Raw genomic sequence first — 11,647 nt, 5'->3', positions numbered from 1 at the left:
CGTCGCATTCTTTATCGGCGACTACGGGTTTTCGGGTATTTGACTCCGTCGCCGCGCTCCCTAGGGTGCCGCTGTGTCCCGGAAACGGGCGACCCCTGTGCCGGGAGGGTGTGGGGGACCAAAACAATTTAGGGGGGAAGCAATGGACCGTCGTTCATTCCTTAAGAATTCCACCATCGGTGCCGGCGCAGCAGCCGGTGCAGCACTGGCCGCACCGGCCTATGCACAGGGCAACCGCACGCTGACCATGGTCACGACCTGGGGCCGCGGCCTTGCTGGCGTGCATGATTCGGCGCAGCGCGTCGCCGACAGCATCACCGCCATGACCGACGGCGCCCTCACCGTGGACCTGAAGGCCGCTGGCGAACTCGTCGGTGCGTTCGAGGTGTTCGACGCCGTGACCTCCGGTCAGGCCGACATGTACCACGGCGCGGACTACTACTTCGTGGGTTCGCACCCGGGCTATGCCTTCTTCACCGCCGTGCCCTTCGGCATGACGGCGCAGGAACTGGCCAACTGGTACTACCATGGCGACGGCGCCGCGCTGCATGACGAACTGGGCCAGATCTTCGGCCTCAAGTCGTTCCTCGGCGGCAATACCGGCGCGCAGTCTGGCGGCTGGTTCCGCAATGAAATCAATGGTCCGGAAGACTTCCAGGGCCTCAAGTTCCGGATGCCCGGCCTTGGTGGTCAGGCGCTCGGCAAGATGGGCGCATCGGTGCAGAACCTGCCCGGCTCCGAAGTGTACCAGGCGCTGGCCTCCGGTGCCATCGACGGGACCGAGTGGATCGGACCCTGGGCCGACGAAAAGGCCGGTTTCCAGGAAATCACCAAGATCTACTACACCGCCGGTTTCCACGAGCCCGGTGCGGGCCTGTCGGTTGCCACCAACCGCGACGTCTTCGAAGAGCTGTCGCCGGCCCACCAGAAGATCATCGAGATCGCCTCGGCCGAGTGCCACCAGTGGAACCTGGCCCAATTCCTGGCCAACAACGGTTCCGCGCTGGAGCGTCTGCAGTCCGGCGGCGTGACCGTCCGCGAATTCCCCGACTCGGTCTGGGATGCAATGGGCACCGCTGCGACCGCCACCCTGGACGAGAACATGGGCGACGAGCTGTTTGCGCGCATCCGCGAGAGCGCCATGGCTTCCATGCGCCAGTCGTCCAACTGGATTCAGAAATCCGAGAGCGCCTACCGCGCTCAGCGCGACCGCGTGATGGGCTGACGAAAACGGCCCGCGCCCCGCGCCAAGCGGGGGGCGGGCCACTTCCGTGACCGGGCAACGACCCGGCACACGTCTGTGGGGGACGCCATGCTGGACGCATTGATCTGGTTCTTCAAGAACCTGGCTCTTGCCTATTACAATCTGGGATATGCCCTGACGCATCCGTCGTCATGGCTGGCATGGACCCGGTCGTTCGAAACGCCCGAGGACAAGGAATCGCTGATGCGGTTCGTGTTCTATGGCGCCTCGGTCGAGTTCTTCTTCGTTATCTTCGCCATCTTCCTGACCATCACCGCGATCGGCATCTTCTCGCGCCCGTTCCTGTGGTCCGTCGTGCGCGGGTCCGAAGCGACGATGAACTGGATCGGTCGCATCGCCGCCTGGGCCGGCCTTCTGATGGTCCTGCAACAGGTGATGATTGTCTTCCTGCAACGCATCTTCCGCGTCTCGGAGATCAGCGTCGGGCCATTCGGCACGACCTTCACCCGCGACCTGTCTTGGTATTCCGAAGAGCTGAAGCTCTATAACGCCATCATCGTCTGCCTGTGTGTGTCCTGGACGTTCATTCAGGGCGGTCACGTGCGCGTCGACCTCGTCTATTCCGCCGTGGGGCACCGCACCAAGCGCGCCATCGACATGTTCGGCTCGCTGATCTTCATGATGCCGGCGCTCGTCCTGATCTGGATGTACGGCTGGTACTATCTCTGGGGCAGCCTGATCAGCCCGCGCCTGGCCGCCGACGCCGATCTGGACAAGCTGTTCCAGCGGGCGCGCGGCGTGCGCTGGAACGTGGAGACCATCGGGTTCAGCCCGAACGGCTTCGACGCCTACTGGATGTTCAAGGTCCTCATCACCCTGTTTGCCGCGACGGTCTTCATCCAGGCCTGCACCTTCTTCTGGCGCAGCTGGCTGGAATTCCGCGAGGGCGAGCTGAGCGCCGACCGCTATCTCGACCGCGATATCCTGGGCGACGAAGACGCCGAACGCGCGGCCCAGATCCACTAGACCAGATCATCGCGCGGCCCGAACGGGTCCGGGCGCACCGACAAAGACAAAGACAAAAGGGCAGCCAAGGCGCTGCGGGGGAACACCACCATGCTTTTCGGGCTCGACGGTATCGAAATCGGCATCATCATCGTCTTCTTGACGTTGTTCGGGGCGATCATGTCCGGATTTCCGGTCGCCTTCTCCATCGGCGGCGCGGGCGTCATCAGCTTTGCGATCATCGCGGCGCTCGACAGTTCGGGGCTGCTGATCCATCAGGCCATCGATACGGCCAGCGCCGAATATGCCGCGCTGATTTCCGACGGGATCGCGCGCGACGCCATTTCCGTGTTCCGCTACCCCGAATTGCCCCGCGTCGAAGAGGCGCTTTACCCGAACGGCTGGCAGGATTCCGTCAACCGCGAACTGGGCCTGATCATCCAGCGCATGAACGAGCGTGTGATTGCCGGCGCCTCGATCGAGACGCTGCTGGCCGTGGCCATGTTCGTGATGATGGGCATCACGCTGGAACGCTCCAAGATCGCCAACGACCTGCTGACGACCATGGCGCGCGTCTTCGGACCGCTGCCCGGTGGTCTGGCCGTGTCCATCGTGATCGTGGGCGCGTTCCTGGCTGCCTCGACCGGGATCGTGGGAGCGACTGTGGTCACCATGGGCCTGCTCGCGCTGCCCACGATGCTGCGCAACAATTACTCGCCCGAGCTCGCCACCGGCGTCATCGCCGCGTCGGGCACCCTGGGGCAGATCATTCCGCCGTCCATCGTGATCGTGCTTCTGGGCACCTTGGCGGGCGACATCTATTCCACCGCACAGGAAAACCGCGCGCAGCTTGTGGGCTGTTCGGATGCGCTGACCTACCTGGGTGAGCCCGCCGTGGTGTCGGTCGGATCGCTGTTCCAGGCGGCGCTGCTGCCGGGCATCTTCCTCGCGTTCCTTTACGGTGCCTATGCCTTCGGCTTCGCTCTGCTCAACCCGTCCAAGGCGCCGCCCGTCATCCTTGATGGCGGCCGGTCCAGTGTCATCACCCGCAATGACGCGCTGGTCTGGTTCCTGGCCATTCCGCTCGTGTTGATCGGCGGTGTCATAGTGGCAGGCATGGCCGACATCGTCGGCAGCCAATCGACAATCGTCTCTTCCTTCTCGCAAGCCGGGGAACAGGCCTCGCTGCGCACCAACGTGTCCGAGGCTTGTCAGGCCGCGATGATCGAGTTGCACGGGCAGGGGGCCTGGGACCTTGCCGTCGCGCAACAGGCCGCGATCAACGACGCCGGGGGCGCGCAGCTGGCGCGGGAACTGACGGCCGAGGAACTGATCGAGGCGCGCAACCTCGCCATCTCGACCGCCGCGCCCATCGGCACCGGCGTGGCCATCCTGTTCCTGGGTCTGGGCCTGACACTGGCGCTGGCACGGGGCATCAACCCGCTGGCCGATCCCCGCCCGCTTGTCATCGGGGCTGCCGGGATCGTTCTGGCCTTCATCGTCGACTGGACGCTGATCCTGCCCACGACTACGCCGGGGGCGACGTTCCTGCTCTTGTCGATCCCCTTGGCGATCGCGCTCTATGGGGTCTATCACGGCGCCGGACGCCTGGCCCAGAACGAGCTTTTGGCCGTGGTCTTCCCGCCGCTCGTCCTGATCGTCGCGGTCCTGGGGTCGATCCTGGGCGGTATCACCAACCCGACACCCGCCGCAGCCCTCGGGGCCGCCGGCGCGATCATGCTGGCCGCCTATCGCAAGCTGAAGGAAGAGGGCGCGGGCGGGCAATACATCCTGCTCTCGACGCTTGCGCTGGTCGTGATGCTGCTCTTCGGGGTGAACTTCGACCTGCGCACAGGGCTCGAGTCGACGACCGTGGGCGATGCCATCGCGCTGGCCATCGCGGTGGTCGCCTATCACGCCGCGTTCCTTGGCCTGCTGTTCGCCTGTTGGGTCCTGTTCCGCAACGGCGTGCTGGCCCCCGTGGTCCGCGAGACGGCCAAGGTCACGTCGATGGTGTTCACCATCCTGATCGGATCGCAGCTTTTGAACCTTGTGCTGATCTCCTTCGGCGGAGAGCACTACATCCAGCAGTTCCTGCGCAGCTTCGACAATGAGCTGACGGTCTTCCTGATCGTGATGCTGGTGCTGTTCGTGCTCGGCTTCGTGCTCGACTTCCTCGAGATCATCTACATCGTCATCCCCATCGTCGGGCCGGTCATCTATGGCGGCACCTTCGACCCGAAATGGGTGACGATCATGATCGCCGTGAACCTTCAGACGTCCTTCCTGACGCCGCCCTTCGGCTTCGCCCTGTTCTATCTGCGCGGGGTGGCCCCTGCGGCGGTGACCACGGGGCATATCTATCGCGGGGTGGTGCCCTTCGTGCTGATCCAGCTGATGGGTCTCGGCATCCTGTGGATGTTCCCGTCGATCGTGACGATCGTGCCGAACCTGCTGCCCTGACCGGGGCGGGCGGACGCGGCCCGCACCGCGTCCACACGGGACCTCGACGCGATGTCAGGGACGATGCATCCGGACGCAGCGGCGGAAACGCGCCGTCAGGCCGGTGGCATCGGCCCGGAATACCGTCGGCACGTGGCACGGGCCTTGGCGCAGGGCGCGTCTGTCCCTACGTTCGCCACGTAGCCAAAGGGAGAGAACGGATGTCACTCAAGAAAATGGCCGTCGGCATGGTCGTGGCCTTCGCGGCCACCAAAGGATACGACGCCTTCCGCCGCAAGGGCGGCATGGCCGGGGTGCAGAAGATGCTGGCCTCGTCCGGCGGCAGCGGCGGATTGATGGGCGCGCTTCAGGGGCGGGGCGGATCCAGCGGTGGCCTTGGCGGTCTTCTGGGCCAGCTTGGCGGCGGCACGCCGGGCAAGGGCCTGCTCGGCGGTCTTGCGGCCATGGCCGGCGGATCGGCCGCGCTCGGGTCGGGGGCGACCGACGACAGCATGATGACCCACGCCGAAGCGGGCCCACAGGACGAGGCGACGGCCGCCGCCATGGTGCGCGCCATCGGGCAGGCCGTGCGGGCCGATGGCCAGATCGACGCGGATGAGCGTGCCGCTCTGGACCAGATCCTGGGCGATGCCGACAGCCCCGAAGATCGCGCCGTGATCGACCAGGCCCTGTCCGAGCCGATCCATCCCGAAGGCCTTGCCCGCGACGTGCCGCGCGGGTCCGAGGCGGCGGTCTATGCGGCGGCGCTGACGGCGATCAACCCCGATCACCCTGCCGAGCGGGATTTCCTGAACCGCTTCGCCACGGCGCTGGCGCTCGACCCGCAAGAGGTGGCGATGCTGCACCGCCAGGTCCACTGACGGGCGGCGACAGGACGGGCAGGGGCGCCATGCGCGTCCCTTCCCCTCCGCAACCGAATGTCTTAAGCCTTCGCGGGACATAAATTCAGGGAGGCCGGAATGGCTGATATCAAGGATCCGGAAAACACGATCATCATCGAGTTGAAGGGCGGAAACGTCGTTCTGGAGCTTTTGCCGGACATCGCGCCGCTGCATTGCGCGCGGATGAAGGAGCTGGCCCGCGAAGGCGCCTATGATGGCGTCGTTTTCCACCGCGTCATCGACGGCTTCATGGCGCAGACCGGCGACGTGGAACATGGGCGCGCCGATGGCGACACGGGTCGCGCGGGCACCGGCGGCAGCGACAAGCCGAACGTCAAGGCCGAGTTCTCGGGCGTGCCGCATGACCGTGGGACTCTTGGCGCCGCGCGCAGCCAGAACCCGGATTCGGCCAACAGCCAGTTCTTCATCAACTTCTCGGACAATCACTTCCTGAACCGTCAGTACACGGTTTACGGCCGCGTGATTTCGGGCATGGAGCACGTCGACGCCATCACGCGCGGCGAGCCGCCTGCCAACCCCGACAAGATGATCTCGGTCAAGGTGGCCGCCGATGCGTAATGTCGCCTGTGTCCTTGTTTCGGGCCTTTTGCTGGCCGGGCCAGCCTTGGCATCCGGTCTGGAGATCGATGTGCAGGGTGTCGCGAATGGCACCATCACCATCGACCTGCTGGAAGATGTCGCACCCAATCATGTGGCCCAGATCACGGCGCTGGCCGAAGCCGGGGCCTATGACGGGGTCGTCTTTCACCGGGTGATCGACGGCTTCATGGCCCAGACCGGCGACGTGCAGCACGGCCGGCTTGGCGGGAACATGGCGCTGGCCGGAACCGGCAGCAGCGACCGGCCCAACTTGATCGCCGAATTCTCGGACGAGTCCTTCGAGCGCGGCGTGGTCGGCATGGCGCGGGCGTCGGACCCGAATTCCGGCAACAGCCAGTTCTTCATCATGTTCGCCCCGGCGACGCACCTCGATGGCCAATACACGGTCGTGGGCCGGGTTACTGGCGGCATGGATGTGGTCGATGCGATCAAGCGGGGCGAAGGCCCCAATGGCGCAATGATCGGCGACCCGGATGTGATGGCGGACGTGCGCGTCATCGACTGACCCGAACGTCGGGTACGCAACGAAAAAGGACCCCGTGCTTGCCGCGCGGGGTCCTTTTTTACTCGGGATCGCCAGGATTACTGGTTGACCGGAGTCTCTGTTGCAGGTGCGGAAACGCTCGGGCTTTCGACCACGTCCGCTTCACCTTCGCCGGGCTCGCCCGCGACGTTCGACATATACACGACAAGCAGGATGATCGCGAAGACGATGCCCGCGCCGATGCCGATGAGAGGGCCTGCGTGACGCTTCTTCTGTCGGTCGAGATTGGTGTCGGGGGCGCTCATGGCGGTCTCCTTTTTCCGTAATTCCATCATTCTAACGCGCGGATGCGCGTTTGGTTCCCATCAATCCGCCAATCGCACAAGTGCATGACGTTTGCGTCCGGCGCTCAACTTTACGGGGTCGGCCAGTGCCGCCGCATCCAGCACCAGACCCGCATCGGTCAGGGCCGCGTCGTTCAAGCGCGCGCCACCCTCGGCGATCAGGCGTTTGGCGTCCTTGCCGGATTTCGACAGGCCCGCGCGCACGAACAGCTGCACGATGGAAATGCCGTCCGCCGCTTCGGTCGGGGTCACCGTCGCCGTGGGCAGATCGTCACCCGCGCCGCCCTTTTCGAAGACCTCGCGCGCGGTGGCCTCCGCTGCCGCCGCCGCCTCGGATCCGTGCAGCAGGGTGGTTACCGCGTTGGCCAGCACGATCTTGGCGTCGTTGATCGCCGAGCCTTCGAGCGCGCCCAGACGGTCGCATTCGGACACCGGCAACTCGGTATAAAGCTTGAGGAACCGGCCCACGTCCGCGTCGGTCGTGTTGCGCCAGAACTGCCAGAACTCATACGGCGACAGCATGTCGCCATTCAGCCAGACCGCGCCTGACAGCGACTTGCCCATCTTCTTGCCGTCGCTGGTCGTCAGCAGCGGCGACGTCAGGCCAAAGACCTGATCGTCGAGGATGCGGCGCGTCAGGTCGATGCCGTTGACGATGTTGCCCCATTGATCCGACCCGCCCATCTGGAGAAGACAGCCATGGCGGCGGTGCAGCTCCATGAAGTCGTAGGCCTGCAGGATCATGTAGTTGAATTCGAGGAACGACAACGATTGTTCGCGGTCGAGGCGCGATTTGACGCTTTCGAAGGCGAGCATCCGGTTCACGCTGAAATGCCGCCCGACATCGCGCAGAAAGTCGAGGTAGTTCAAACCGTCCAGCCACTCGGCATTGTTCGACATCATCGCATCCGTCGGCCCGTCGCCAAAGGTCACGTAGCTGGCGAAGACCTGCTTGATCCCGGCGATGTTGGCATCGATCTGCGCAGGCGTCAGCAGGGGGCGTTCATCGGCGCGGAACGACGGATCGCCCACCTTGGTAGTGCCGCCGCCCATAAGAACGATCGGTTTGTGGCCCGTCTTTTGGAGCCAGCGCAGCATCATGATCTGGATCAGCGACCCGACATGCAGCGACGACGCCGTGGCGTCGAAGCCGATATAGCCCGGCACGGCGCCCTTGACCAAAGCCTCGTCCAGACCCTGATAATCAGTGCAGTCGGCCAGGAAGCCACGCTCGATCATCACGCTCAGGAAGTCTGATTTGGGGTGGTATGCCATGGGTCTTTCGGTCCATCTGAAGTTGGGTTCCCCGACTTAGCGCGGGGGCGGTCAGAGGGAAAGAGACATGCAGCCGATCCGCGCACTGGGCACGATGTCGGGCACCTCCATGGACGGGGTGGATGCCGCCGAGCTGCTGACGGATGGCGAGACGATCACGTCTTTCGGGGTCTCAGCCTACCGTGCCTATTCGGACGCCGAACGCGAGGTGATCCGCGCCGCCATGGGGCAATGGCAGGGCGGCGCGGGGGTCGCCGCCGCCGCCGAGGTGGTCGAAGCGGCCCATGAGGAGCTTTTGGCGGGGTTCGACGCGTCGGACGTGGTCGGCTTTCACGGTCAGACCATGGCCCATGACCCGGCGAACCGGCGCACCCATCAGGCCGGGGATGGCGCGCGGCTGGCCGAGGGTCTGCACCGGACCATCGTCTGGGATTTCCGCACCGCCGATGTCTCTCTGGGCGGGGAGGGGGCGCCATTGGCCCCGGTGTTCCACCACGCCTGTGCCCGCTGGATCGGCGCGACCGAGCCGCTGGCCATCCTGAACCTTGGCGGTGTGGGCAACCTGACGTGGATCGACCCGGGGCTGCCGGTCACGGATCCGGGTGCCCTGCTGGCCTTCGACACCGGCCCCGCGAATGCGCCGATCAACGACCTCTGCATGGATTGGTTGGGTCAGCCATTCGACCGGAACGGCGAATTGGCCCGCGAGGGGGAGGTGCGCGCCGATCTGGCCGATGCCTTGATGCAGCACGCCTATTTCTTCCGCGCGCCGCCCAAATCGCTGGACCGCGACGCCTTTCGCCGCGCCGGAGCCGAGATCGACGCCTTGCCGCCCAGTCATGCCGCCGCCACCTGGGTCGAGGTCATCGCGCAGAGCGTCGGCCTGGCCCTGACGCAATGCCCGACGCCGCCCGCGCGCGTTCTGGTGACCGGGGGCGGGCGTCACAATCCGGTCATCATGGACGCGCTCGGGCGCTTGCCCGCCACGGTCGAACCCATCGAGGCGGCGGGTCTGGATGGCGACATGCTGGAAGCGCAGGCCTTCGCCTTTCTGGCCGTCCGTGTGCTGCGTGGTCTGCCCACAAGTTTTCCGGGAACGACCGGAATCAAGGCGATGGTCGGCGGTGGACAGGTAAGTCGGCCCGACGGTCTTGCGGACCCCCTGCCAGCGGGTGCTAGACACGGGGGCAATCGGCGGGTAACTGAGGCCCGTTAGCGGTAACAGGAGCTTCAGATGGTCTCCCGCACGATCCCAGTCGACACCTTTGATCTGGTCCTGTTCGGGGCCACCGGCGACCTTGCCCGGCGCAAGATCCTGCCCTCGCTCTATCGGCGGTTCGTCGCGGGGCAGATGCCCGAAGACGCACGCGTCATCGGCGCGGCCCGCTCCGAGATGGACGACGCGGCCTTTCGCAAGCTGGTGGCCGAGGCGCTGGAGGAATTCGTCTCCAAGGCCAAGCGCGACAAGGACACGATCAAGGCCTTCCTCGCGCAGTGCAGCTATATTCCAATCGACGCCATGGGCGACGGCGGCTGGAAGGAATTGAAGGCAAGCGTCCGCGACGACGTGGTCAAGGCCTTCTATTTCTCGGTCGCGCCGTCGATCTTCGGCCCCTTGGCGGAAAAGCTGCGCAGCTTCGGCATCGCCTGCGAAAACAGCCGGCTGGTGGTCGAAAAACCCTTTGGCGTCGACCTGGAGACGGCCCGGAAGCTCAACACCGATCTTGCGGCCAGTTTCGACGAGACGCAGATCTATCGCATCGACCATTTCCTGGGCAAGGAAACGGTACAAAACCTGATGGCGGTGCGCTTTGCCAACGTCCTGTTCGAGCCGTTGTGGAACGAGCGCTACATCGACCACGTGCAGATCACCGTTGCCGAAACGGTGGGCGTCGGCGGGCGCGGCAGCTACTATGACAAGTCGGGTGCCATGCGCGACATGGTGCAGAACCACCTGATGCAGCTTTTGTGCCTGACGGCGATGGAGCCGCCCAGCCAGTTCGAGCCCGACCGGCTGCGTGACGAAAAGCTCAAGGTAATCCGCGCGCTGGACCCGGTGTCGCCCAAGGACGTGGTGCGCGGTCAGTACAAGGCGGGCGAGAACCCCTCCTACGTGAAGGATGCCGAAAACCCCGACAGCCGCACCGAAAGCTTCATCGCGATGAAGATCGGGATTTCAAACTGGCGCTGGAAGCACACGCCCTTCTACCTGCGGACGGGCAAGCGGATGACCAAGCGGATGTCCGAGATCGTCATCCAGTTCAAGGAAACGCCGCATTCCATCTTCGAGCGGGACGAAGGGTCGACGGCCAACTCGCTCACCATCCGGCTGCAACCGGACGAGGGCATCGACCTTTCGGTGACCATCAAGGAACCCGGGCCGGGCGGTATGCGTCTGGTCAATGTGCCGCTCGACATGAGTTTTGCCGACGCGCTTGGTCCCGATGGTCAGGAAATTCCCGATGCTTATGAGCGGCTCATCATGGATGTGATCCGGGGCAACCAGACGCTCTTCATGCGTGGTGACGAGGTCGAGGCCGCCTGGGCCTGGACCGACCCGATCATCGGCGGATGGGTCGAACGCGGGGACAAGCCGCAGGCCTATGCCCAGGGGTCGTCCGGCCCCGAAGAGGCGCTGATGCTGATGCACCGTGACGGGCGGCGATGGCGCGATCTGGAGGAGGGTTGAGCATGGACTTCCGCGCCTATCCCGACCGGGAAATGCTGGCCATGGGGCTGGCCGATGCGCTGGCATCCTGCCTGCGCCGGTGCCTGACGACCCATGACAGCGCGAGCTTCTGCGTCCCCGGCGGCACATCGCCGGGCGAGACCTTCGCCACGCTGTCGGGTGCGGATCTGGAGTGGGACCGAGTGCATGTCTTTCTCAACGACGAACGGTGGGTGCCGGAGGATCACGCGCGGTCCAACACCAAATTGCTCCGGGAAACGCTGCTGACGGACAAGGCTGCGCGGGCGCGGCTTGTGCCGCTGGTCAACGATGCGCCCACGCCCGAGGAGGGCATCCCGGCGCTCGAAGCCGGGTTCGAGGGCAGGTTTCCGATCTCGCTCCTCCTGCTCGGGATGGGGACGGACATGCACACGGCCAGCCTGTTTCCCGGGGCCGACAAGCTGGACCTGGCGATGTCGAACACGGCGCCCGTCCTTGTCCCGATGCGAGCCGACACCGCGGGCGAGCCTCGGGTGACCCTGTCGCGGCGCGTGCTGGCCGATGCGATGGACATTCACGTCCTGATCATGGGCGACGAAAAGCGCGCCGTTCTGGAAGACGCCCGGACACGCGACCCGATGCAGGCACCGATTGCCGCCTTCCTGCGGGACGCGACCGTTCACTGGGCCCCCTGAGGAGAGC

The 11,647-nt window shown here is 65.2% G+C and carries 11 protein-coding genes; 9 read left to right on the top strand and 2 right to left on the bottom strand.

From position 1 onward, the window contains the following. The first annotated feature begins 142 nt into the window (after positions 1-142). The 6 genes from BM002_RS03170 (at position 143) to BM002_RS03145 (ending at position 6,679) form a co-directional block, all read left to right on the top strand. Positions 143-1,225, top strand: coding sequence for a TRAP transporter substrate-binding protein (locus BM002_RS03170; protein ID WP_092777221.1), 1,083 nt, complete (start codon positions 143-145; stop codon positions 1,223-1,225). A gap of 87 nt (positions 1,226-1,312) precedes the next feature. Continuing rightward, complete coding sequence (locus BM002_RS03165) at positions 1,313-2,230, top strand: TRAP transporter small permease subunit (protein ID WP_092777219.1); 918 nt, start codon at positions 1,313-1,315, stop codon at positions 2,228-2,230. A 90-nt stretch (positions 2,231-2,320) separates the two neighbouring features. Further along, positions 2,321-4,672, top strand: coding sequence for a TRAP transporter large permease (locus BM002_RS03160; protein WP_092777217.1), 2,352 nt, complete (start codon positions 2,321-2,323; stop codon positions 4,670-4,672). 200 nt (positions 4,673-4,872) lie between these two features. Next, on the top strand, positions 4,873-5,532 hold the full coding sequence (locus BM002_RS03155) for a DUF533 domain-containing protein (protein WP_092777215.1): 660 nt from the start codon (positions 4,873-4,875) through the stop codon (positions 5,530-5,532). A gap of 99 nt (positions 5,533-5,631) precedes the next feature. Then, positions 5,632-6,132 carry a peptidylprolyl isomerase gene (locus BM002_RS03150; protein ID WP_092777213.1) on the top strand — a complete coding sequence of 167 codons (501 nt, stop codon included), beginning with the start codon at positions 5,632-5,634 and terminating at the stop codon, positions 6,130-6,132. Beyond that, positions 6,125-6,679 carry a peptidylprolyl isomerase gene (locus tag BM002_RS03145; protein WP_092777211.1) on the top strand — a complete coding sequence of 185 codons (555 nt, stop codon included), beginning with the start codon at positions 6,125-6,127 and terminating at the stop codon, positions 6,677-6,679. The genes BM002_RS03150 and BM002_RS03145 overlap by 8 nt, the downstream gene beginning before the upstream one ends. A gap of 77 nt (positions 6,680-6,756) precedes the next feature. Here the strand turns inward: BM002_RS03145 and BM002_RS03140 are convergent, their stop codons facing one another. Continuing rightward, a complete protein-coding gene (locus BM002_RS03140) occupies positions 6,757-6,963 on the bottom strand; it encodes a DUF2273 domain-containing protein (protein WP_092777209.1) in 207 nt (68 codons plus the stop codon). Between the two features lie 60 nt (positions 6,964-7,023). Continuing rightward, a complete protein-coding gene (gene tyrS / locus BM002_RS03135) occupies positions 7,024-8,277 on the bottom strand; it encodes a tyrosine--tRNA ligase (protein WP_092777207.1) in 1,254 nt (417 codons plus the stop codon). A gap of 67 nt (positions 8,278-8,344) precedes the next feature. Here tyrS and BM002_RS03130 point away from each other — a divergent pair, with 67 nt between their 5' ends. The 3 genes from BM002_RS03130 to pgl are packed head-to-tail and all read left to right on the top strand — an operon-like array spanning position 8,345 to position 11,640. Next, a complete protein-coding gene (locus BM002_RS03130) occupies positions 8,345-9,493 on the top strand; it encodes an anhydro-N-acetylmuramic acid kinase (protein WP_092777205.1) in 1,149 nt (382 codons plus the stop codon). An 18-nt stretch (positions 9,494-9,511) separates the two neighbouring features. Further along, positions 9,512-10,966, top strand: a complete 1,455-nt coding sequence (gene zwf / locus BM002_RS03125) for a glucose-6-phosphate dehydrogenase (RefSeq protein ID WP_092777203.1) — start codon at positions 9,512-9,514, stop codon at positions 10,964-10,966. A 2-nt stretch (positions 10,967-10,968) separates the two neighbouring features. After that, the gene (gene pgl, locus BM002_RS03120; protein ID WP_092777200.1) at positions 10,969-11,640 is read left to right on the top strand and encodes a 6-phosphogluconolactonase; all 672 of its coding nucleotides are present in this window, start codon (positions 10,969-10,971) and stop codon (positions 11,638-11,640) included. Positions 11,641-11,647: the final 7 nt, after the last annotated feature.

This window comes from Jannaschia pohangensis (assembly GCF_900113875.1).
Lineage (GTDB): Bacteria > Pseudomonadota > Alphaproteobacteria > Rhodobacterales > Rhodobacteraceae > Jannaschia > Jannaschia pohangensis.
This window is presented reverse-complemented; position numbering and strand designations above follow the sequence as displayed.